The following is a 24,307-nucleotide window of genomic DNA, read 5'->3' on the forward strand; positions in this document are numbered from 1 at the left end:
TTTGGACAAGTCATTTGTGTCAATCTCCCGACAGTTGGAATTTTATTCTTTTTAGAATTTAAGAGTAAATCAGTTGAAATTCTTAATACTAAGCTTTTGTTCTTCAACGACAATCAATTAAACACATTTTACAAATTCCAATTGATCGTATCATTCCAGTCTCAATTTAAGGATATTGTTGGTATACCTATTGATCTTATCTGTTTAACTTCAAAAGCAGGCAGTTTTGGTCAATTTTCTTGATTTAAGGAATTTTTATTTTGAATTATATGAATCAATAAAAAGCAATCTAAATAGAGAAGGGAAACAAGCCTGAAACCTGTTCCCCTTCCCTCTTTTTTCATTTTTTTTTTAGAAATACTATTTAACGTAAAGCTGGTTAAACAACAACTTGAAAGTATTGTGTGCCTGTGCCCTGAAAGTGATCTCAGGTCCAAAAGCTACGAGCTTTCCTTTTCCAATCGGTGCTTCAAAAGCTACCACACCGTTTCTCAAATACGATTGTCCCCAAGCCCATCCAGACACCAATGGTGATTCTGTTCCGAACCAAGCCAAAGGTTTGATGCCTTTTATCAGTGCATCAGGGGCTAGATTGAATACCGGACTGTTGTTGAATACCATGTTGGCAGATTCTCCCATTCCCCAGTTTGCTGGAGAAGATGGATCAAGGTTTGCTTTCAGGATACTCCCTGGAATGTAATATTTTTCACCTGTCAATTGTCTTTCTCTGCCATCTGGAAGTTTTTCCAATAATGCATTCGTCACCGGAAGGCCAAGGTCGTAAGCAAGTGAAGTACTTGCTCCAACTGCCACCACATTTCCACCGGCTTCCATGAATTTTTTCAATTCAGGTACTGACTTGTCTTTGGTCAGGTTGCCAAGGAGTTTGTGATATTGTGCATCGATGTCTTCTGCTTTTGGCATGCCACCCCAGCTTCTGATGGTACCCGGTGCTCCTGCACCTATAAATAAGATAACGTCATATTTGGCTTTCAGATCCCCTTTGTCAATATCCTGAGGATAGATAACTTGGAGAGGAAAATGGTATTGCTCCATCATCCATCTCACCCAACCTGATGGCATAGAACCTCCATAATGGTCAAACAAGGCAATTCTTGCAGGCTTGATTTTGACTGAACCGGAAGGTTTAGAACTTGCTACCAATTTGACTCCAAATTCTTTTGCCGCTTTATCCAAAACTGCTTTGCCACCGGTAACATAGAAGCTTCCTGCAGGCAAACCTGAAGCAACAGCAGTTGTCCTTGAAACATCTACCCCTGATTTCAATAAATCATTGACGGCAATAAATGAATTGTTAGCTCTCGAATCTATCAAGAACCCTGAACCGGTAGGGACTTTCATCGCAGGAAAACTTTGGATCTCACCGTAAGCTATTCTTTCAAATGGTCCATCAAAACCATCTAAAATTCTATCAAACTCCACACCCATCTGAAATGCCAATGTCCAACCTGCCGCATCATAAGGACGCTTTGGAGGACCTCCGGGATATTCGAAATCGTTAGGGTGATCTTGGGCCTCAAACATATCCAAAACGTGCGGGCGGAAAGCCTGCGCAGCCTTTACGACATAGGAACCGGCAGGATATTTTTTGCCATTTACAGTAAAATCTGCCGTTGCTTTGTGTACCAAAATTCCAGATTTAATCAGGGCATTGACAAACCTAACAGCAGTTGGAAAGTCGGCCTGGTCAGAGGGGAGAATAAATCCCCGAGGATCGCGAAGGTCCATATCCTGAAAAACCGAATCGAAATATTGCTTTGGCAATCCGCTTCTCATACCATAAAATGCCATTTCAGGATCGTCGGCTGACTTCTTTTCTTTGGCTTTGTCATAGGCGGCCTGCACAGCTGCAGATCGTTTTGGATACTTTGTCCAATAATCCATATTACCTCGCTCGATGCTGTTTTTACCCATTTTGTAGATGTTGTAAAGAATGGCATCGTCATTTCTGCTTGCAAAATCCAAAATCGCAAAGTTGAGCGAAACAGAATAGTCAATGGATCTTTTGAAATTCCAAGGCTGAGGCTCGATAGGAAATGGTGTCGCATGGGTCGGAATCAACCTCTCGGGTACCAAAGGAATGACTGAAGGTGTTGGGCCGCCGGTGATTTCGGTTAGGATTCCGATCATGTTGTGGAAATACGGGGTGGTACGCAAGCCACCATTCCACCAAGATGAAAACACAGATCCACCGAGACGTGTATAACCGGGTCTTCCTTCCAAATTGAGTCTGTTGATCATCGCGGCACCGACTCCATCCAAACTCGTCATGATCAAAGGATCAAAGACGTGGTTGAAAGGATCTCTATATGGCGGTCCGGCTACGACAGTACCTGCAGGTGAAGTCTGATGGTGGTTGTATATGATTTGGGGAAGCCATTCCACATACTGCTGAAGCGAAGTGTTAGTGGTTTCCTTCATATTCATCATGAAAAAATCCCTGTTATTGTCATGACCCACGTACTTTTGGTACATATAAGGGCTGTTCATATTTCTTTTTTTGACGTCAGAAGGACCCATGTACCAATTGGTCACTATTTCCTGTCCGTCAGGATTGACCTGTACCATAAGGATGATCAGGTCGTCAAGAAAGCGGAGGATTTCAGGATCATTGCTGCTGACCAATTCGTAGTAAGTCGGAATCAATTGATGAGAACCAACTGTCTCTGTCGAGTGAAGACCGCCATCAATCCAAACTACAGGCTTTCCTTCAACAGATAGCTTTTTGGCTTCCTCTTCAGTGATTTCGGCCCTTGCGAGCAATTGGGAAATCTCCTTATACCGGTCTAATTTCTTATGGTTTTCGGGGGAGGTGATGATCATCATCGGCATTTGTCTTCCTTCCTCCGTCGGTCCGATTTCGACGAACTTTACTCGGTCTGAAAGGGCAGCCAGTTTTCTGAAATAAGCATCCGTAGCCGTATAAGTGGCCAATTTGTAGTCTTCCCCTATCTCAAAACCAAAATGTTCCTTCGGGGTGGGGATGCTTTGGGAAAAGGCGGTAGTAAAGGTCAACAAACCTACTATTGCCCACAAGAAGTAAAATTTTCTCATAAGTATCTTCTGTTAGGTATTTTTTTCAATTTAGCACAGACCTTTTTCCAAACCAAAAGCGGGATTGTAATCGGAAAGAAAAAGGTTTGATTGGTCATATTCCAAATTCAAATTGGTTAAATTTGATCTTACTATTTCCTTTCATTGCAGTAGGCATCTTTTCTCCTAACCGTAAGGCCAACAAAATCTATTATATACTGTTCTAACCAAAAACTTACCCTATGTACAAAATCATCATCTACCTCAATCTGATCCTTATCGGCCTCATTGGCTGGAAAGTATCCGAAAAAGAAACCGTAATCGTTTCTGACGAAATCACCATGTGCCACACAGGTCCTTCCGAAATGATCGCGTTCCTTGACGATCCCAAGTTCGTGGCATTCCATCCGTCACCTGTTCCTTTTGACTTTGATCCATTGGGTGAAATGACAACTTTCCCAACATCCGATGGTAAAAAAGCAAATGGATATCTGATCAAAGCAAAGAAACCATCAAACAACTGGCTTTTTGTCTACCAAGAATGGTGGGGTCTCAATGACAATATCAAAGCCGAATCAGACAAATTTTACACTGACCTTGGAGGAAATGTCAACGTGATCGCCATCGACATGTATGATGGCAAGGTAACTTCCAATCCACAGGAAGCCGGCGGATTTATGCGTGGAACTGACGAAAAAAGACTGGAGGCTATCGTCCTTGGTGCTAGGGATTTTGCAGGTAAAGATGCTAAAATCGCCAATGTAGGCTGGTGCTTCGGAGGTGGATGGTCATTGAAATCGGCACTTTTACTAGGCAAACAAAACGTGGGTTCCATCATCTATTACGGCATGCCTGTAAGGGATGTGGAGCAATTGAAAACACTGAATTCTGATGTTTTGGGTCTATTTGCCACTGAAGAATACATCTCCAAAGCAGTCATCGAAGAATTTGCCGGTGCGATGGACAAAGCCGGAAAAGAACTGGAATACAAGATCTTCCCCGGTGTACATGGATTTTCAAATCCTTCCAACCCAAAACATGATCCTGAATTGACCAAAGAGGCATATGGCATGGCTTTGGGGTATTTGAAAGGAAAGTTTGAGTGAGGTAATTAGAAGATTGAAAAATTAGAAGATTGAAAAATTAAGTTTAAGAAATAAAAGAGTTTAAAGGTTGGTAGAAAGAAATGGGCTTTTGCTTTATTTCTTCTATCAACCTTTTCCATTTTTAGTGGTTTTTAGTCCTAGATTTTTTAGGATCTAACTGACAATTACTCATATTCTTTCTGTCGATTTTTTGTAATCAGATAAAAAAACCTGAAGAGAAATTGAATCAAAAAAATTCTAAAATACATTTTAAATACATAAAAAAGCATTTAAATACATTTAAATTGTTTTATAAATAATAAAAATCAAGTTTTGACCCATATTTTACTCGCAGGTAAATTTTTAAACATCAAATGGGTTCAGATATTTCAAAATACAGCGTCCGACTGGCAAGACAATTTTTCTTGGTAGCCGGTAAGTCCAAAACCTTAATTGGCATAGTCGCTATTCTGCTTATTGTAAGTACAGAAAATGGTTTTGGACAAGCGGTATGGCAAAGTTCTACTACAAATACAGGATTTTCAACAAGCGCATCTGCAAATAGACCTGATAACACCAATTCCGGTGATTTACTTGTCGCTTCCCTTACTTTTCGATTGGATGTCAGCGGATTGTCTATTACCAATCCCGAGGGATGGGAGCTTATATCAAGGACCGATCAAGGTTCAAACTTAGGACTGGCCACGTATTACAAAATAGCAAATAGTACGGAGCCATCTTCCTATAGCTGGGGCGTATACACAAGCAACAATAGGTGGAGTCTTGGGATATCAAGGATTACGGGGGCATCGGCAGATACACCAATTACAATCTTTAATGAGAGTTCTTCAGGCTCTTCATCTACTTCTGTAGAAGCACCTTCAATTAACACCATAGAAAACAATCAGTTAGTAATATCATTTTTTGCAAATGGAAACGCAGGGTCTTTCACTAGCCCCTCAGGAAGTACTGAGCGGTATGATAACCCCTATACTGGCGGTAGCAGTGGAATCAGACCTTCAAATATGCTGGCCACTTATATTCAAATCAACAAGGGGGCAACAGGAAATAAAATTGCTACTTCCTCCTCATCGGCAGTTTGGGTAGCACAACAGATTGCAATTAATTCAACATTACAAAATACCCAGTACCCGGTAATTGAAGGAACACGGACCCACGTAAACAACTCCGAAACTTCCTCTCATACTATTTCATTGCCAACAGGTATCCAAATGGGAGAATTGATCCTGGTTACATTCAGGATCCGGGATGGAAGAACCGTTACATCAGAACCCTCAGGTTGGAATAAATTAGTAGATGCAAATAATAGTGGACGAACTTATGTCTATTACAAAGCAGCCCAAGGATCCTCTGAAAATTTTTCGATTGGACTATCAGGATCATCAAGAATTGCTGCGGTTTCCTACCGAATTTCAAATTGGGAGGACACACCACAAGTAGCTGTCACAAGCAGTGGAACAAATCCACCTAATCTAAATCCTGGATGGGCAGCATCACCTGCTCTCTATTTAGCGGGCTTAACTTTCCGGGAATCCGATCAATCCATTTCTGGTACACCAACGGGATTTTCAAATCTGATAGTTGCCGCAAATACTTCTAATGGAAGCAATAGATACTTTGAGGTGGGCATAGTGCAAAAGTTTTCTTCAGCAGGTTCAGAGGATCCTTCCTCTTTTTCTTCAGGGGGTGCCAACCCTACTTCGTTTACTATTGGAATCAAAGGCAAAAAGAAAAAGCTGACAGTTTCGGCAAACTCAGTATCTAAGGTATATGGAGAGCCAGACCCAATGTTAGCCTATTCGGTAACCGGTTTTGAAAATGGTGACGATGCAAGTATTTTGACAGGTTCTCTAATCCGCGAAACGGGAGAAAATACCGGTACATATGTGATTTCCTTAGGAAGTTTAGATGCCCAAGGCTACAGCCTTGAGTTCACTTCGGCTGATTTCTCAATAACTCCCAAAACATTGACCATTACACCAATTACCGGTCAATTTAAATTGATGGGAGAACCCGATCCTGAAACCATAAGCTACGAAGCCACGGGATTTGAATTCTCAGACAACAGTTCATTACTCACAGGGAAACTCTCACGAAATGAGGGAGAAACTGCAGGTTTCTACCCGATTACATTGGGTACTGTAAGCTCGACCAGCGGGAATTACGGCCTAGAGTTTATTGCAGGCATTCAATTTGAAATCAGGTCTAATCCTTCACAATACATTGTAACCTCAAGCGCCACAAATCCCAGAGCAGGAACTGTAATTTCTATCTCGGCCCAATTGGCAGATGAGAATGGGAGTGCCATCCCTGAAGCGGGAAGAACGGTGACCTGGTCCGAGTTGGGAAATGCAACAGGAAGCTTTTCAGCGCCTACTTCGGTGACAGATGCGAATGGAATTGCAACAGTGGATTTTACAACATCTCCCACAGTCGGTGTAAGTACAAAAATCACCGCTTCGGGATCCGGAGGATTATTTGGAACCTCACTTGAAATTCTCACTGTGGATGCCGTGCCAACACAATTGGCCTTTATTCAATCCCCAACTGGAAGTACAATTGCAGGACAACCTTTCCAAGGCCAACCAATAATTGAAGTCAGGGACATTGATGGAAATCGGGTTCAAAGTGCCACAACTTTGGTCAGTTTAAGTATTGCCGAGGGAACAGGAGACCTTAGAGGAACCATTTCATTGAATGCTATTGATGGCATAGTTTCTTTTTCAGGATTGAATGTTGATCTGATTGGAGAAAACAAATCTATCATTGCAGAAGCGGATGGCTTGAGCCCTGCAACAAGCGGGACGTTTTCCATAATTGCAGCAGAAGCTTCCAGGTTGGTGGTTTATACAGGCGACCAACAACTGGCCCAAGTCGGAGAAGCAGTAGATATTGCTCCCGCAGTTAGCATCATGGATATTTTTGGAAACCCAGTTTCGGGGGTTTCTGTCACCTTTTCAGTTAACTCTGGGGGAGGAAGCATCATTCCGACCAATGATGTTTTATCAGACACTGAAGGTATCGCTGCCTTGAGTTCTTGGATATTGGGAAGCAGTCCCGGTGAAAATACGCTCACTGCAAGTTCCCAAGGATTGGACTCCAAAATTTTCACAGCTATAGGCTCTGAGGACGAAAAAACGGTTTTCACGGACAATTCCACATTTACTGTTCCCGATGGGGTAACCAGCATTGTTGTTGAAGCTTGGGGCGCAGGAGGCGCAGGCGGAGGTGTCAATGGCAGATCCGGTAGAACCAGGTATGGTGCAGGCGGAGGCGGAGGTGCTTATGCCAAAAAAACTTTAGCGGTCAGTCCAGGAGAAATTCTGAACCTGGTAATCGGAAACGGCGGCTCATCTGATATAGATGAAGACGGATTGAATGGAGAATCAACATATATCAGCCAATACCAAAACTTGATTTATGCAGAAGGAGGATTTGGAGGTATAAGCTATTCAGGAAACAGTTCGACATTCGGTGGTATAGGAGGAAGGATATTTGAATCTAAAGGCGATGTGGTGATGGCAGGATTTTCAGGTACAAATGGCAGCGAAAATAATAGTAGTAATAATGGAAAAGGCGGGAATAGTGGGTTATTAGGAATTGGTGCCTCAGCCAGAACTTCAGCAGGAAACGGAAATACAGGAGGTCTACCGGGCGGTGGCGGCAGCGGAGGATTATCCACAAGCGGAAGTGATTTTGCAGGTGGATCAGGAGGTCAGGGCAAAATAATAATTACTTATCCTATACCTGTAAACCAATTTCAAGCAATATCATCCGGAAATTGGGAAGATGCTTCTATTTGGGAGCAGAGAATGACAAATGGCCAATGGGTAAGAATCAATTCAAAGCCGGGTACTAACTCTCAGGTAATTCTTTCGGGAACCAATCTCAGGGTTCTGGTCAATGAAGACCAATCATTTTCAGGTGATGTTCAGATAGTATCCGGTGCAGAATTGGTTTTGGGTCAGAATGTAGATTTTATTCTTTCCTTAGGATCAACCCTGACTACCGGCAATGAAGGGATTTTAAGCATGACAGAATCAAGTGCGGTCAAAGGTCAGGGAAATTTTATACTGAATGGCGGAGGAACTATGAAAATCGCCTCACCTGATGGCATTAAAGCTACGGCTGCTGCAGGATCTATCCAAAATACCGGAACAAGGACCTTTAGTACCAATGCCACAATAATCTATAATGGAACATCAGAACAGATTTTAGGAGATGGATTTCCCTCTGTCGTAGGCAACTTAGTCAAAGAAGGATTATGCAATCTGATTATAGACAAAGTCTTAAGGGTTAATATGAACCTAACCTTGAATTCAGGCACAATTGAATTGAGAGAAAACCTATTTGTTGACATGGCACTGACCCTCAATGGATCTGCAAACCTCATTGTAAACACAGGAAAAACCCTCCAAGCTGATCTTCTTTCCAATATCAGTACCAATGAAATTTCAAAAATCATCCTACAGCCCAGAGCCAAATATTTTAATCTCGGTATCAGCACACCTAGATTAGAAGTACGCCAAGATCTTACAGGAGCACGTGGATGGAGAATGATCGGTGCACCTGTTAGGGAAACGACTTATCAGGATTTTCTCGGAGAAATAGAAAGTCAGGGATTTCCCGGATCAGCCCGACCAAATCTTCAGCCCAATGTCCTTTGGTGGGATGAAACCGATGGAGGCACAACTGCACAAGGGTGGAGAACCCCAAGAATTATCAGCCAACAGGTGGATCCGGGCAGAGGGCATTATGTTTTTGTCTTTGGGGGAGCAAAACTTCCCGGAGGCAGTCCCGAATCATATTCGGATGTACTGCCATTGACCGTAGCGACCACAGGCCAAGAATTCAACCTGAATTCAGGAGGATTCACATTTGATATTTCTTACACCCAAAGGAATGAGCAGGTGACCTCAGGGAATAACAACTTCACGGAGGCTTCCATGGCAGATGCAGGTTTCAACCTTATTTCCAATCCTACTGCCAGCTACATTGATTTTCAGAAGGCCACCGGGTGGGAAAAAACCAACATCGACCAGACCATTTACATATGGAATCAAAATAAGAACAACGGCAACGGAGGCTTTGAGCTCTTTCAGGGGGACAACCCTGCCAATAGTATTGCTCCTTTCCAGGCATTTTGGATAAAAGCCAATGCACCAAATCCTGTCCTGACCATGAACAGTGAAGCCAAATCATTTGAGACAAGTTCATTTTATGGAAGAATAATAGAAGATATTCCGATTGAGGAACCTCTGAAAATCAAGTTTACTATTTCAGGTTCCAATATGGATGCTGAATCCATTCTAAGGTTCAGTCCCGAAGGTAAAGATGAAAAAGACGAGTGGGATGCTTATCAATTGGAATCTTTGAGCAATAACTGGCTTTTACTTTATTCCTATGGCTCTCCAAAAGAAAAAACTCCTTTGGCGATCAATCACCTGAACCTGCCGGGAGAAAAAGAAGAAAAAACAATCCCGCTCAACATTGCCGCAGCATGGGAAGGGAAAACTTTTAAGGATGATTATTTGCTGACATGGGAACTGCCTGTAGAATGGCCATCCAACCAGAAAGTCGTCCTGATGGATCACATTTCCGAAAAAGCCATCGACATGACAAAGGTGTCAGAATACAGCTTCAATTTTAAGGCGCCTTCCACTTCAAATCCAAACCTTCGCATTGATGGCCAGGGAATGAAAAACCCTCAGGCAGTGGTATTCTCCAGTCCATATGAATCCGGCAATCCAAATGCCCGGGTCAATCCTGAAAGTCCCAAGCGACCTTTTTCTGTAGTGATCGGGTACCAAGGCAATAATACAGAACCTGAATACAGGCCTGAATTGCCAAAAATATACCCACCCTATCCAAACCCATTTATAGACCAGACCCGCATCAGGTTCTACCTTCCGGTTACTGCAAAAGCAGAAATCAAAATCTTCGATGCCAATGGAATTACAGTGGGACAATTTGATGCTGCTGAGTATCCCTCAGGCATCCATGAGTTGGATTGGGCACCCGCCACCAACACCTTACCTGCAGGAATTTACATTCTCCAGCTTATAACAGAAGAAAATGTGCTCACCCAAAAACTTTTAAAGAAATAAACATGAGAAAATTAACCCTTTTCATTGTATTCATCATTGGGCCACTTGCTTTCCTGCAAAGCAAAGCTCAAACTGCAAAAGTTGAAATCAAAGCAACGGCGACTGTCTTGGATAACCTTCAGATGGTTTCAATAAGAGATTTAGACCTGATAAGCCCTCCGATCATAGATCAAAAAATTTCTGTGTCTCCTATTTTCTCAAGCTATGCGGGATTATTCAAAATCGTCGGGAGCCCGGGAACAAGAATAAAAATAAACTACCTGAGAACTGAATGGTTGGAGGAACAAAACGAAGGCCTGGGCAAAATCTTAGCAGAATATTCCTTGAGCGCCGGATATGAAGATAATCAAACCCAGAGTTTCTTACTCACCCCCGGGGAAGCTATTGTCACCCTAAATACAAGTGGGATCCTTTTCGTTTGGTTGGGGTCAGAACTGGATGTCAGTGAAGCAACCCCTGGCCTGTATTTATCTGAATTTGTTTTGGAGTTCGAATACATCTAAAAAACCAAAAGAAATTAAAAAAGCTTGCAAATAGATCAAAAGAGGCTGGTTTTTTAACAGCGCTTTAATCAACAAATGAAAAATAGACGGCTGAGGTCAATAAATATATTGAAAAAAATAAGAAAAATTTTAATAAAAGCATTTTATATACAAATAAATGCATTTTCAAAAATATAATTTGTACTTCAAATAAATGAAAAATACTTTTACATAACAAATTTTGTATTTCAAAAGATTTCAAAACATCTCTCAAAGTATCAGAATTTTAAAAAGCTTTTCAAAGATCTACTGCAAGTAAGCGACATCCGCAATTCAAATGCAGCAGAAATAAAAAGAACCGATCTCAAGAAGAATATAAATGATTGAAGCACCCATGACCACAAAAAAACAAAATATAGCCTCGATGATGAAAATAATGAGCCTGTGCATTATGATGATCTTTAATGCTATAGATTGTGCTTGTGCACAGAGAATCAGCTTCAGCACCTGGACAGGTAGCGAGGATATAATCATAACCTCTTTAAGCGGTGTCAATCCCAGGATATCCTTCAATGCCAAAAAAAGAGTAATCGTAGCCAGAACTGAAAAAATCGATATAGCGCTTTCCGATGACCAAGCTCTGGTTTTCAAGATTGAGGCTCCCTTAAATTATGATTTGACAGTTGAAATCAACACACCTACCCATTTGTACAAGGACGGAGATCCCAATAAAGGAGCAATTCCGGTTTCCTTCAGGATGGCATACAACAATCAAGGAGCTCAAAATGAATTCCAAGGCAAACAAAATGTGGTAGAAATCCCAAACGGGTTCAACAATGCAACATTCCCCGTCAATAGGAGGCTAGCTGGTACACCACCTATTCCCATCACGCCAGAATATGAAAATTTTGCAAAACCAAAAGGAACAGCTTACCTGTACATCTATGGTTCATTTGGACCGGTCGGTGATGTCCCGGCGGGGGATTATGTAGCTGAAGCCCAACTGAATGTTTATTTCTCAAATTATGAAAACTGATATGAAAATTGGCATTCTCATGATTCTCCTGACTTGTGCATTATGCTTTCAGGTACAGGCCCAATTCCTGAATATCAGGATCAATATACCTGCCGGAATGATGTTTTCTGAAAATCCCGGACAAAAAGTGTTTGGTGGTATGACCGGAAATGCCAATCAAGACCAAATCCCGATTACCTGGATAGCGATGGAATCTATGGAAAACCTCAGTTTTTTGGTTTCGATAGAAAATCAGGATACCAATCAGGGCCAAGTACCAAAAGGATTCTATATCAATCAGAGGGGTTGGGATTTGTCGGAAGCAAGGGAATTATTCCCAGGACCAAATCAGCTAACGATCGATAACCGGCACCTCTTGATTAGAAATATCAGTCCAAAGGTTTCCTTTCTCCAAGCGTGGTTGGGAATCCCAAGTAACAAGTCCTTAATAATTAAAATCGAATACCCTTAAAATAAATCATAATTAAAAATTATCTAAAACAAAAACAATTTAAAACAATTAAAAACAAACAAAACAATTAAAATCATGAAAAATCTAGTAAAATTCTCATTCGTAGTTGCATTTTTCGCAGCAATTGGTTTCTCAGCAAATGCCCAAACTGATAACGCTACTATATCAGTTGGAGCTAAGGTTTATGACCAAATTTCAGTAGATGGATTTAGGAACCTTGAAATCGGACAAGTTATGATCAACACCGTCAAGACGGTAGATATAGACGGAACTATCACAGGTTCTGCAGGTATATCCGGTTCAGGTGTCCAAGTCGGTGTATTCAAAGTTTTTGCCGGTGCAGGTTCAGATGTTACCTTGGATTTTACCGACATCAGTACTTTGAGTGATGGAGGTTCAAACACTATGGCAATCACTTTCAATGATGGCTCCAATGATTTGGTGGGTTATGGCCTTGACCCGGATGACGCTTCCGCAGCTGTAAGGTTTTCTAGTCTTTCAGCTATTGTGGCAGATGGAGTAACTGCAAACAAGTTCCCAACAAACACTATAGATTCCAAGAATGGAATTGTTGTATACGTGGGTGCCAAAGTGACTGCAGCTTCTGATCAAGCTTCCGGAACATATACAGGTACTGTAACCCTTACTGCTACTTACAACTAATTTATCAACTCCCCGGTGGCAATCCAGCATTGCCACCGGTTCTTTTTCAATACTCTCATGAAAAAATTATTCTACTCGCTCATCCTGTCTTTTCTCGCTTTCGGAGCTACAGCACAGGTATCTCTTGCCCCAACAACGGTGTTTACCGATGCTTATGGAGTCGGAACTCTATTTGTGTCCAATAGTTCTGATACCCCCCAAGAAGTTAACATCAGTTTCTTGTTTGGATATCCCGCCAGTGATTCATTGGGAAATGTATCCATGGTCTATACTGACAGCATCAAAGAAGGACAATACGGACTTACTGAAAGAGTAAGAACATTTCCAAAATCATTTATCTTGGCCCCAGGCCAACAACGAACGGTCAGATTGCAGGTAAAGCCTGACAGAACCAAAGCAGCAGGCACTTATTTCACCCGAGTAAAAGTCCTTTCCAATGCGCAATCAGCAGACATTGGTCAAACAAGCACAGCTGAAATCGCCACACAGGTTACCTTTCAGTTTGAGCAGGTAATAGCCATGTTTTACAAATCAGGAACAGTATCAACCGGACTTGATATCAAACACATAGAACCTAAGGTAACATCAGGATCAATTTTGATTAATTCGGAGTTTGAAGTTGCAGGTAATTCCCCATATCTAGGTAGCTTCAATGCTGTACTAAAAGATCCCTCTGGCAAAATCGTCACCGAACAACAACAAACACTTGCATTGTATTTTGAAGGCAAAAGATCATTTGGAATAAACCTTCCCGAGGAAATCAAGCCGGGTAATTATATCTTAGAAGTTTTATTCAAAACTGAAAGGTCAGATATCCCCACTGCAGACCTGGTACAGTCAGCACCCCTGGTCAGAACGTTTTCTGTACAAATCCTTTGATTTTAGGAATTATTTAAATCAATTCTTACTCTTAGTCACCCAGCCCCGAATATAAATCCTTTTGATTTTGAAAACCTTCACAACATGGTTGTGGAAGATTTCAAAGCCTGTCACTCTTGTATCCTTGCTTCTTCTGATATTGGGTTTCTCTAGCCCGATATTAGCTCAGCGAGAACCAGATGGAGAAGCTTTGCTTATTCTTTCCCATCCTTCTACCGGACAAGTCTATTTGAATGCCCTCTTTTTTGGAGATGAGGCCTATTTGCCGGTTGGTGAAGTTTTAAGCTTATTATATATTCCAAGCGAACGGCTACCCTCTGGCAAAGGTCTTCAAGGATTTTTTCCAGATAAAAAAAATCCATGGACCATAGATCCTTTGGAAAATAAAATCATCATCAAAGGTCTGGAAGAAACCTTACCTGCTGACAAATTTTACTTTGCGGAGATGGATCTATATATCCACCCCGATTATTTTCTAAGGATCTTTGGACTCCGCTTTATGGTCAATATCATAAACCTTTCTGCCAGCTTTAAATCTGAATATCCACTTCCAATTGAAGAAAGACAGAAAAGAGAAATGATCAGAAAAAAACTGGAATCAGGAAGACGAGTGGACGAGTCAGTCCCCATGCTTTTTGATAGAAACAGAAAATTCCTGAGTCTTGGTCTATTAGATTATGTCATAAATTATGACAAATCCAATGAAGGATCCAATACCTCTTTTCAACTAAGGACAGGAATGGAGTTTTTGGGAGGCGACTTAGAAGGATCAATTTCCGGAATCAAAAATGGAAGAAACATAAACTTAGATTATTCAGGTCTGAGATGGAGGTATGTATTGCCTGGTGCTTTGAAACCTGAAAAAAATGTATTGCTGACTACTGTCACTGCAGGACAGATCAACACAAGCAGTCAAACCAATAGCATGGCTCTTACTGGAATATCGATTAGTAACAATCCTGTTGTCCCCCGTCAGGAACTTGACATTTTTATTATTGATGGGTATACAGAAGCGGATTCAGAAGTTGAATTGCTGATCGGCGGTCAATTAGTCGATTTCACCAGAGCAGATGAGGTTGGATATTACCGTTTCAATGCCCCAATTTCCTTTGGAACTACCTTTCTATCCATCAGGATCTATACTCCAAGTGGCGATGTAATCATACAAGACAGGCAGTATCAGATTCCATTTACATTTCTTCCAAAAGGATTTGTAACCTATAATCTCCAGACTGGATACCTAGGAAATGGTTTGGATAGCCTGTCAACCTCTTTGGCAACACATGGAGATATTGCAATAGGCCTGTCCAATGCCATAACAGTTAAGGCAGGGATAGATTATGGCAATGCATTTGGCGAAAAAAAGAAATCCAATTACTATGGAATTTCAACACGTATTTTCCAACAATATTTATTCAATGTGGATGTAATTCCCGACAGATATTACAGGGCCTCAGGAAGTGTTTTTTATGCCAACAATGTAAATATCAGCACCCAGTTTACAGAATATAAAGGTCAAAGCGAATTTACACGGGAAGGCCAGTTCCGGGATGCCAATCTAAATGTCTTTTTACCTTTCAAACTTTTTGGAAAGTTTACCGGAATCAGAGTTTCCGGAGAAAAAATTTGGCTTGAAGGTGGCTTTAGAAGCAATTTTCAGGGTGATTTCAATACACAGCTTGGCAGAGTAAGTGCAAGATTAAATTATCGGGGTGACCTCAGCGGAGCCTACAAAATCAGCGAAGATGAATCTTGGAATGCCAAAAGCTTGCTTACATCTTCCCTCACATATATGCTCCCAAGAAGCCCAAGTCTGCCGGTTTTTGTAAGAGGGATGTTTTTAAGAGGTCAGATGAGGTATGATTTCAACAGAAATGCACCCTTGGCTTTGAACATGCTTTTATCCCAAACCTTGTTCAAGTTCGGCAGGTTAACTCTGGGATATGACCGGGATTTAGTAAAAGGACTAGGTCAAATGCAGATTGGTTTCCTGTATGATTTTACAGCTGTCCGGACATCCTCACAATTTAACAAAAGGGGTAATACTTATTCTGCAAGGCAAAGCTTTAGTGGTTCATTGGGATTCGATCCTGCGGGAAAAATCCTTTTGCCTTCAAACAGGGATCAGGTGGGAAGATCGGGTATTTCCGTCCGGATGTTTATTGACCAAAACAACAATGAAAAATATGACAAAGGCGAAGAAATCATACCAGCAAAAGCGGTACAATTAGATAGATCTGCCAATATGCTTTTAGGATCAGATGGTATCCTGAGAATGTCTCAACTCCAAAACTATTGGACTTATAAGATGACTATAGATATCAATGCTTTGCCTGACCCAACGCTTGCCCCAAAAGTAACCAGCTTTAATTTGGTGGCTGAACCCAACAGATATAAGCAAATAGATATCCCTTTGTATAGAACAGGAATGATTGAAGGAATGGCAATCATTCACAAGAACGGAGGGCAAGAGGGTCTTGGGGGTTTGAGAATACACCTCAAAAAATCAGGGGAAGAGAATATTTTGGAAACAATCCGGACCTTCTCTGATGGTGGATTCTATACTTACTCACTCCTTCCTGGCAAATACACACTAGAAATTGACGAAGCACAGTTGGATTTCATGCAGGCAAGAATAGTCCAAAAAGTCCTCGAGTTTGAAATCAAGGCCCTTGCTGAAGGGGATTATGTTGAAGGTTTGAATTTCGAACTTTCACCATTGGAATCCAATTAAGGCAATAGGGAAATATTTTCCCGAGAGGGCCATTGACAGTGGATGAGAGTACGCTATCCTTGGCCCTTAATTTTTTTTATCGAAGGTTTATTTCAATTCCAATTGTTCAATATTTCCTGATCCAACACCTCTCAATTCTTCAAATCTTTTCTTCAGTTTCTCAAGCATTTCGGGTTCTACCGCAGCAATGTTATTTTTTTGGCCTGGATCTGACTTGAGGTTATAGAGTTGGTATTCAATATCATTTCCCAGTTCTATATTGACGGATTGATTTACTGCAGGACCTTGATAAGGAGGTATCATGATATAATCCCCGCTGCGAAGGGCTGTCTTGGTGGTAGCCTCCAAAATCAATTCTTCTCTTCCATGATCTGATTCTCCCATCAGGACTGACAGCAAGTCCTTGCTGTCATCGGTGGTAATTTCACTCCCTACAAGCTTGGACAAGGAAGTGAACAAGTCCAATTGGGACACCAGGGCATTTGATACCCCGGGTTTGATTTTCCCTTTCCAATAAGTCATAAATGGAACCTTGGTTCCTGCCTCAAAAAGGCTGTACTTCCCCCCTCTCAGGATTCCTGCAGGTTTATGATTTCCTATTTTCTCGACGGCATCATCGTAGTAACCATCATTCAGAACAGGGCCATTGTCTGAAGAAAAAATCACCAAGGTATTTTCCAAAATCCCAGCTTCTCCCAAAGTCTTCAGCAATTCTCCAATGGCCCAGTCAGCTTCCAAAATCACGTCTCCCCTTGGACCCATTCCTGATTTTCCTACAAATCTCGGGTGAGGAGTTCTGGGCACATGTGGCTGCTGCATCGCGAAATAAAGGAAAAATGGATTTTCTTCATTTTTCCTTTCACGGATATACTCCTGGGCTTTGATCAGAAAATGGTCTGCCATACCCTCATCTACCCATTTGGCTTTTTCTCCTCCTTTCATAAAACCGATCCGTGGGATACCGTTGACAATGCTATTGTTATGGCCGTGATGCCATTTCATTTTGATCAGTTCAGGATTGTCCAAACCCGTTGGTTCACCTTCAAAGTTTTTGTCGTAATCCACCAGAATGGGATCATCGGCTTCCAAACCGACTACAAGCCCATTTTCTATATAAACGGTCGGCACCCGATCCTGCGTCGCAGCCATGATATAGGCATAATCAAACCCAACCTCATTGGGTCCGGGTGAAACGCGCTGATTCCAAACCACATTTCCTTCACCCAGGCCCAAGTGCCATTTGCCTACAATTCCGGTATGATAGCCTTTGGTTTTCAACATTTTTGGAATCGTCATCTGATCAACCCCAATCAACAAGGGGGCGGTACCGGGCAAGATTTTGGCATTTTCATTTCTCCATGGATAGATTCCGGTGAGCAAAGCATACCTGCTGGGCGTACAGGTGGCGGAGGTAGCATAGGCATTGGTGAACTTCATACCTTCATTGGCCAACCTGTCCATATTGGGAGTCTGCAATTCGGTGGCACCGTAAGCCCCCAGATCACCATATCCCAAATCATCCATGTAAATGATGACAATGTTTGGTAGCTTATTCTCCTCAGTTTGGCCGGTATTTTCATTTTTGCAGCCAAATAATAAGGCAAAAAATATTGCTAAAAAAAGGCCACGGATTAGACGTGGTTTTACTTTTATGCCTTGGGTTTTCATTGGATTGTTGTTGGCAGAAGGTGTGTAATGCTTCGTAAGATGGGGAAATTTACATCATTTCAAAAAAAACTCAATTGTTTCGCCAACATTAAAACTTTCCCAACCTTTAAACTTTTTGATCCCTAAAGCCTCCTCTTATTTGGATTGAGGTTGGTGTAGCTGATCAGTTCGTCATACCTCGAGCCCATGTCTCTGAAATAGATAAATACCTCATACTCGTTTTCTGTTTCGAAGTAGTTTCCTTCAAACGGCGTCATGTTCCAGCCATCCGTGGTTTTATAGGCATACTGGTAATCGTACCATCCTTGCTTCAAAAGTAAAGTTGCCTCAAAATTTTTGGTGGACTTATTATAGACCATTTTTGAAGTGGGATCATTTCCCCATTTAGTCATTGATCCGACGATAAATGGAGCTTCATTGCCTGGTTCAGCCTGTAGGTTAAAAGTCACCAACATATATTCGCTTTCAAGCTCGTAATTTCTCCTCTCAAGGTTCATTACACCATATTGGCCATTGAGGTCAAGGTATTCTGAATAAACGCCCTGAGGCCTAGGTTTATCAATTCCTGCTTCGGCATAGACGACATCCTCCTCCATTTTGATGGCTTTGACATTCAGGCCTTTTGACCTGACAAATCTCAAGTCAATAAATCTGAATTCATTCCCTGCCCAAAACACATTGCTGCCGTCAAAAAGCTGGTATTCGATCATTTTGATATCCTCCCGGATCATTGTTGGCGTTTTAAGCAATTTGGTATTGTCCCAACGTTGGTTTTGCCGGATCATGACTTTCAGGTTGTTTTTTGGATCAAACAATTCCCTAGCTTTATAATTGATATTGACATTGATCTGTTGGACTTCACGCCGGTTTTCAGTTTGGCTTGGCGGAACAACCTTTGCAGCTACGGTCAAAATCCTTTGGAATACCATAAACCTTTTGGTTAACACAACCTGCTTTTGGTCTCTCCCTCTGTAAACCATGATGGCATAATTACCTGACTTGGTAACCTTGGGTAAAACAAAATTGTATTGGAGATAGGGAATTCTTGTGTCAATTGAATAGCTGAAATCAAGAATATTGAATTCATTGTATTGGGTCAGGTATTCCGGTTCTTTGAGGTCCGAAGGTGTCCAATCAAAGTTGCAATGGATGATTTTGGCAGAATACTGATCCGGGTCATAGGCCAAATCATCAAAGACCAACTGCATTGCCATTCCCGAATTCAACTCAATCACTGGTGAAGTCATCTGCGCTCCAAATTCCGAAGAAGCCGGAAAAAGCCTCACCGATTGGATATTTTCTTCAAATACTTTGTCCTCGAATACTTTTTGGGCAAAAAGGAAAGAAGGAAAAGTAAAACAGAAAATCAGAAGGGCGATAGGCTTACGCATGGTCTTTGGTTTTTTTGACTCAATATAAAAAATTATGCCAAAGAAGCCGCCTCCTGCAAAGAACCAATCTCCTCTACCAAAGTCTCCCAATTTTGGTTGAGTTCAGCTTCTTGGTTTTTGAGTTTTTGATAGGATTGATTGACTTCCTCCATTTTTTTATTGTCTGAAAAAACGACTGGATCGGCCATTTTTTTCTCCAACTCTGATTTTTTTGTTTCGATCTGAAGGATTTTTTCCTCGATAAAGGCAAGCTCTTGTTCTTTCTTCTTCAGGTTTTTCTTTGCCTCATTCACCTCAGTGATACTCAATTCCTTTTTTCGGGTATCCTGTTTTGGTTTGGAATCTTGCTTGGTTTCGGTTGTTGAAGGGACCTGTTGGGATTTCCAATAGACAAACTCATCGTAAGTTCCGGGGTATTCTTTGACCTTGTTTTCTTCGATATACCAGATTTTGTTGGCCACACCACGGATAAAGTGCCTGTCATGGGAAACGGTGATGAAAGTTCCCTCATATTGCTCCATCGCCTGGATCAGGATGTTGACAGATTGGATGTCAAGGTGGTTAGTCGGTTCATCCAAAAGTAGAAAGTTCGCTTCCGAAATCATCGTTTTGGCCAAAGCAACCCTAGACTTTTCTCCTCCCGAAAGGACTTTGATTTTTTTGAACACATCTTCATTGGTAAACAAAAAGCAACCCAACACATTTCTGAGTTCGGTTTCGGTCTTTTTGGAACCGGCCTGCACCATTTCCTGAAGGATTTCATTGTCGACATTCAATGCCTCGAGTTGGTGCTGCGCATAGAACGACTTGATGACATTGTGTCCCTGTTCGCGCTTTCCTTTGATCGGTTCGGTACCGTCGACAATCCTCAAAAGCGTGGATTTACCTTTTCCATTGGCTCCGATCAAAGCGATCTTATCCCCTCTTTCTATCCTTGCAGTGGTGTCTTTCAAGATCACCAAGTCCCCATAAGCTTTGGACACGTGGTCCAAAACAACCACATCCCTTCCTGATTTTTGGGAAAATTTAAATTTGAAATTCACAGAGATATTGTCATCCACCACTTCATTGACCCGGTCGAGCCTGTCCAAGGCTTTGATCCTAGATTGCACCTGATTGGATTTGGTGGCTTTGGCACGGAAGCGTTCGATAAAACGTTCCGTCTGCTTGATCATCTGCTGCTGGTTTTCGTAGGCGTTTTGCTGAATTTCCATCCTTTCCTTCTTTTCCTCTTGGTAGAAAGAATAATTTCCGGAATAGGACGTCAACGATCCATTTGACACCTCCACAGTGATATCGACACAATTGTCCAAAAAGTCCTGATCGTGGGAAACCACAACGACAGCACCTTCATAATTTTTGAGGTAATTTTCCACCCATTGGATGGAAGGCAAATCCAAGTGGTTGGTAGGTTCATCGAGCATCAGCAAAGAAGGCTTTTCCAAAAGCAACTTGGCAAGCATCACCCTCATTCTCCATCCCCCGGAAAAAGTTTTCAGCGGTCTTCCGAGGTCTTTTGTGTTGAAACCGATCCCTTCCAAAACCTCTTCCGCTTTGGCCTTGATGGTATAGCCTTCATTGGCTTCAAACTGGTCCTGCAACCTTGCCAATTTATTGATAATCTCATCAGAATGGTCCGTTTCCATCTGATGGAGTACATTTTCTATTTCTTGTTCGAGTTGGAGTGTCTCTTTGAAAGCTTCCAAAGCCACATCCAAAATACTGTCTTCTGATTGGTAAGAAAGCAAATCCTGGTTCAAAAAACCGATGGTACAATCCTTGGCTTTTTGGACTTCCCCTGAACTCGGCTGGATATCTCCATTGATGATTTTGAGCAAAGTCGACTTGCCGGTTCCGTTGAGACCGACCAATCCGATTTTGTCTTTAGGTTTGATATGGAGAGCGGCATTTTCGTAAAGCGCCCGGCCTCCGATAAAGTAAGAAAGATTATTAATTGATAACATGCTGCAAAAATAACCAAACTCCCGTTTATAAATGATTTCGTTGCAAATATTACTGAGAAAGTGTCTGGACTTTTAATTTTCGATAACTTGGAGGTTGTAAATGAAAACGTCCAAAGGGTTCAAAATCCTTGGAGGGTTAACCAAAAAACCAAAACCACCATGCGCAAAATAATCATCATACTCTGCCTCTCAGTCATCAGCCTGTCCTGCAATGCCCAAAGCAGCAAAAAAAGTGATATCCAACTGGAAAAAATCAAGCTTCCGGCAGGATTTCAGATCAGTGTTTGGGCTGAAGATGTTCCTGACGCGCGCTCACTAGCAATGAATGGCGACGGCAGCATCATTTTCGTAGGCAACAGACAAGGTAAAAATGTCTATGCCTTGATCGATACCAACAAGGACGGAAAGGCTGATAAAAAATATACCCTTGCTGAAGGATTGCGGATGCCAAACGGTGTCGCTTTCAAGGATGGCGACCTCTATGTAGCGGAAGTCAGTAGGGTTTTGAGATTTAGAAATATTGAAAAAACGCTGGATAAACCTGTTTTTGAAGTGGTCTATGACAAGTTTCCCGACAAAGCCCATCATGGATGGAAATTCATCGCTTTTGGTCCGGATGGCTTGCTTTATGTGCCGATTGGCGCTCCGTGCAACATCTGCGAACCGGAAGAGATCTTCGCCTCAATCACGCGTATTGATGTCAAATCAACCAATATCCAACCTGAAATTTTTGCTAAAGGAGTTAGAAATTCAGTGGGATTTGCTTGGCATCCGACTTCCAAGGAACTTTGGTTTACTGAGAATGGACGTGACATGATGGGTGACGATGTGCCTGACTGTGAACTCAACCACGCTCCCCAAAAAGGCATGCACTTCGGATACCCGTATTGGCATGCCGGAGATGTCAAAGATCCTGAGTTTGGAAGTAAAGGAAAAGACAAATCTGCCTATACGGCTCCCAAAGCCAAATTAGGAGCCCACACTGCGCCTTTGGGAATGCGGTTTTATACAGGCAACCAATTTCCGGCTACCTACAAAAACAACATCATCCTAGCCAAACACGGCTCTTGGAACAGAAGCAAAAAGTCGGGTTACAACCTTACCCGAGTTGTCTTGGATGCAAACCAAAACGTGGTAAAGCAGGAAGTTTTTGCTGAAGGTTGGCTCGATGATGCCTCCCAGGATGTCTGGGGAAGACCTGTAGATGTCCTTCAGATGCCTGACGGCAGCATGTTGGTATCAGATGATATGGCAAATTGCATTTATAAAATCACCTATTCAGGAAAGTAAAAAAGATGGATGCTAAAGTATAAATATATCTCCCTGAGAGGTCCAATATGTTTTAGCATCCATCCATTTTGAATTGAATCAGCTTTAACCCAAAGCCCCAATGAAAACCCGTTGGAATGATCAAGAGGATGGAATACCGGTTAAAGCAATTCAAACGGTGTGTTGACCTATTTATTTTTGGGATTCGACAAAGATGGCATCCAAAAGACTGCCTGACTCCTTGGTGTCATTTCCAAGTTCCCAAAACATAATGCCACCAAGTTTATTATTCATGGCAAAACGGGTTTTGAGAGCTACGGATACGGTATCGTCATAGGAAACCAACAGGCTATCCAAGCTTTGATACATGTAAGGGGCCTTTGCCTTGTCATCCCAAAATCTTTGAAAACTACTATCAGATTCATACCTGTTGCGGATCTGATGATAAGCGAGCCAACCTATATGGATACCCTTGCTCTTTTGGTATAAACCTTGATTTATTGGTGGCACACCTTTCCACACCCTTCCATAAAAAGCTGCCCCGATGATGATCTGTTCAGGTCTTACCCCTTTCTGAATCAAGAAATTAACAATCTTCTCCACCGAACGGGGTCCTTTGTCAGGACTTTTACCTGCCTCAAACAAGCTGTCCAAATGTGCCTGAAAAGGAGTTCCATTGATGTCATCATTGGATACGTGGCCTAGGGGTGTGTGGTGTCCTGTATAAATGGACTCACCCGAAACTTGGTCATAAGTCATCACATTCATAAAATCAGCATATTTCATGACTTCACTTACATCTACAAAATCATAATATCGCTCCCAACCTGCTGAAGCAAATGTCAAGACCTTAGGTTCATCAAAAGTATCAAGCATTTCCCTGAGCCCTTTCATCAGTTGGGTAAAGTTACGGGTATCTTCAGGCCTTGCTTTGGTTCCTGCTCCAGAAATACCCGGATATTCCCAATCCATATCGATCCCGTCCACTTGGAATTTCTCTATCAAATCTCTGGTGCTTTGGATAAATTTTGTCCGGCTTTCGGCAGTCAAGGCCATATCCGAAAATCCATCGGCACCCCAACCTCCACAAGCCACCATCACCTTCAGGCCCGGATTCCTTTCCTTTTGTCTGACCAAAGCTTCCAATTTAGGCCCTGAAATCTCCGGTTTACTGAATTTCATTTCCCCATCAATTACTTTGGTAAATGAAAAAATGATGTGGGTCAATTTTTCAACAGGAATCAGTTCGGGTTTATAATCCTTCTCAGGCACATAGTATGCCATCACTGCCGTTTTTTGGTTTTCGGAAGCTTCTTCCTCGATGGTTTTGGATTCACATCCCAAAAGCAGTATAAAAACCAAACTGAAAGCCAAAATCGAATTTGTTTTGAAAATCATAAGTGATAATAGGTTGATCGAATTTTTTAATAAACTTTAAATAACTTTATGAAAAAAATCATAAAATTAAGAAAAAGCAAATATTTTTACTTTTAACATTTCTAT

At 41.8% G+C, this 24,307-nt stretch carries 14 protein-coding genes; 9 read left to right on the plus strand and 5 right to left on the minus strand.

Translation table 11 applies throughout. The features are described 5' to 3' along the window. Positions 1-360: 360 nt before the first annotated feature. Positions 361-3,075 carry a M14 family metallopeptidase gene (locus NK987_RS03885; protein WP_259262791.1) on the minus strand — a complete coding sequence of 905 codons (2,715 nt, stop codon included), beginning with the start codon at positions 3,073-3,075 and terminating at the stop codon, positions 361-363. A gap of 221 nt (positions 3,076-3,296) precedes the next feature. On the opposite strand from NK987_RS03885, the gene NK987_RS03890 reads away from it, so the two are divergent. The 8 genes from NK987_RS03890 to NK987_RS03925 all read left to right on the plus strand — a co-directional run bounded on the left by NK987_RS03890 (position 3,297) and on the right by NK987_RS03925 (position 16,512). Further along, positions 3,297-4,160 carry a dienelactone hydrolase family protein gene (locus tag NK987_RS03890; protein ID WP_259262792.1) on the plus strand — a complete coding sequence of 288 codons (864 nt, stop codon included), beginning with the start codon at positions 3,297-3,299 and terminating at the stop codon, positions 4,158-4,160. 353 nt (positions 4,161-4,513) lie between these two features. Next, positions 4,514-10,267, plus strand: coding sequence for an MBG domain-containing protein (locus tag NK987_RS03895; protein ID WP_259262793.1), 5,754 nt, complete (start codon positions 4,514-4,516; stop codon positions 10,265-10,267). Positions 10,268-10,269: 2 nt separating this feature from the next. Next, on the plus strand, positions 10,270-10,770 hold the full coding sequence (locus tag NK987_RS03900; RefSeq protein WP_258421666.1) for a hypothetical protein: 501 nt from the start codon (positions 10,270-10,272) through the stop codon (positions 10,768-10,770). A gap of 430 nt (positions 10,771-11,200) precedes the next feature. Beyond that, entirely contained in the window at positions 11,201-11,785 is a 585-nt protein-coding gene (locus NK987_RS03905; protein WP_259262794.1) for a hypothetical protein, read from the plus strand. Further along, positions 11,775-12,236, plus strand: coding sequence for a hypothetical protein (locus NK987_RS03910; protein WP_259262795.1), 462 nt, complete (start codon positions 11,775-11,777; stop codon positions 12,234-12,236). The genes NK987_RS03905 and NK987_RS03910 overlap by 11 nt, the downstream gene beginning before the upstream one ends. 75 nt (positions 12,237-12,311) lie before the next feature. Beyond that, positions 12,312-12,899 (plus strand): DUF4402 domain-containing protein, encoded by a 588-nt coding sequence (locus NK987_RS03915; protein ID WP_258421663.1) that lies wholly within the window; start codon positions 12,312-12,314, stop codon positions 12,897-12,899. Between the two features lie 57 nt (positions 12,900-12,956). Beyond that, the gene (locus NK987_RS03920; RefSeq protein ID WP_258421662.1) at positions 12,957-13,778 is read left to right on the plus strand and encodes a fimbrial biogenesis chaperone; all 822 of its coding nucleotides are present in this window, start codon (positions 12,957-12,959) and stop codon (positions 13,776-13,778) included. A 67-nt stretch (positions 13,779-13,845) separates the two neighbouring features. After that, a complete protein-coding gene (locus NK987_RS03925; RefSeq protein WP_259262796.1) occupies positions 13,846-16,512 on the plus strand; it encodes a hypothetical protein in 2,667 nt (888 codons plus the stop codon). An 87-nt stretch (positions 16,513-16,599) separates the two neighbouring features. Here NK987_RS03925 and NK987_RS03930 read toward each other — a convergent pair whose 3' ends face one another. The 3 genes from NK987_RS03930 to NK987_RS03940 form a co-directional block, all read right to left on the minus strand. After that, positions 16,600-18,180 carry a sulfatase family protein gene (locus tag NK987_RS03930; RefSeq protein WP_259262797.1) on the minus strand — a complete coding sequence of 527 codons (1,581 nt, stop codon included), beginning with the start codon at positions 18,178-18,180 and terminating at the stop codon, positions 16,600-16,602. Between the two features lie 122 nt (positions 18,181-18,302). Next, positions 18,303-19,571 carry a type IX secretion system plug protein gene (locus tag NK987_RS03935; protein WP_259262798.1) on the minus strand — a complete coding sequence of 423 codons (1,269 nt, stop codon included), beginning with the start codon at positions 19,569-19,571 and terminating at the stop codon, positions 18,303-18,305. Positions 19,572-19,603: 32 nt separating this feature from the next. After that, positions 19,604-21,535, minus strand: a complete 1,932-nt coding sequence (locus NK987_RS03940) for an ABC-F family ATP-binding cassette domain-containing protein (protein ID WP_259262799.1) — start codon at positions 21,533-21,535, stop codon at positions 19,604-19,606. Positions 21,536-21,694: 159 nt separating this feature from the next. Here NK987_RS03940 and NK987_RS03945 point away from each other — a divergent pair, with 159 nt between their 5' ends. Next, positions 21,695-22,825, plus strand: a complete 1,131-nt coding sequence (locus NK987_RS03945; protein ID WP_259262800.1) for a PQQ-dependent sugar dehydrogenase — start codon at positions 21,695-21,697, stop codon at positions 22,823-22,825. 171 nt (positions 22,826-22,996) lie between these two features. Here NK987_RS03945 and NK987_RS03950 read toward each other — a convergent pair whose 3' ends face one another. Further along, entirely contained in the window at positions 22,997-24,202 is a 1,206-nt protein-coding gene (locus NK987_RS03950) for a glycoside hydrolase family 18 protein (RefSeq protein WP_259262801.1), read from the minus strand. Positions 24,203-24,307 lie beyond the last annotated feature (105 nt).

Origin of the sequence: Aquiflexum gelatinilyticum, from assembly GCF_024813435.1 — a bacterium.
Classification (GTDB): Bacteria; Bacteroidota; Bacteroidia; order Cytophagales; family Cyclobacteriaceae; genus Cognataquiflexum; species Cognataquiflexum gelatinilyticum.

Excerpts from the sequence above, each read along its gene's own strand:
- NK987_RS03890 (WP_259262792.1), top strand. The coding sequence starts at position 3,297 with ATGTACAAAATCATCATCTACCTCAATCTGATCCTTATCGGCCTCATT.
- NK987_RS03930 (WP_259262797.1), bottom strand. The coding sequence starts at position 18,180 with ATGAAAACCCAAGGCATAAAAGTAAAACCACGTCTAATCCGTGGCCTT.
- NK987_RS03920 (WP_258421662.1), top strand. The coding sequence starts at position 12,957 with ATGAAAAAATTATTCTACTCGCTCATCCTGTCTTTTCTCGCTTTCGGA.
- NK987_RS03895 (WP_259262793.1), top strand. The coding sequence starts at position 4,514 with ATGGGTTCAGATATTTCAAAATACAGCGTCCGACTGGCAAGACAATTT.
- NK987_RS03935 (WP_259262798.1), bottom strand. The coding sequence starts at position 19,571 with ATGCGTAAGCCTATCGCCCTTCTGATTTTCTGTTTTACTTTTCCTTCT.
- NK987_RS03945 (WP_259262800.1), top strand. The coding sequence starts at position 21,695 with ATGCGCAAAATAATCATCATACTCTGCCTCTCAGTCATCAGCCTGTCC.
- NK987_RS03900 (WP_258421666.1), top strand. The coding sequence starts at position 10,270 with ATGAGAAAATTAACCCTTTTCATTGTATTCATCATTGGGCCACTTGCT.
- NK987_RS03950 (WP_259262801.1), bottom strand. The coding sequence starts at position 24,202 with ATGATTTTCAAAACAAATTCGATTTTGGCTTTCAGTTTGGTTTTTATA.
- NK987_RS03905 (WP_259262794.1), top strand. The coding sequence starts at position 11,201 with ATGATGATCTTTAATGCTATAGATTGTGCTTGTGCACAGAGAATCAGC.
- NK987_RS03910 (WP_259262795.1), top strand. The coding sequence starts at position 11,775 with ATGAAAACTGATATGAAAATTGGCATTCTCATGATTCTCCTGACTTGT.
- NK987_RS03885 (WP_259262791.1), bottom strand. The coding sequence starts at position 3,075 with ATGAGAAAATTTTACTTCTTGTGGGCAATAGTAGGTTTGTTGACCTTT.
- NK987_RS03940 (WP_259262799.1), bottom strand. The coding sequence starts at position 21,535 with ATGTTATCAATTAATAATCTTTCTTACTTTATCGGAGGCCGGGCGCTT.
- NK987_RS03915 (WP_258421663.1), top strand. The coding sequence starts at position 12,312 with ATGAAAAATCTAGTAAAATTCTCATTCGTAGTTGCATTTTTCGCAGCA.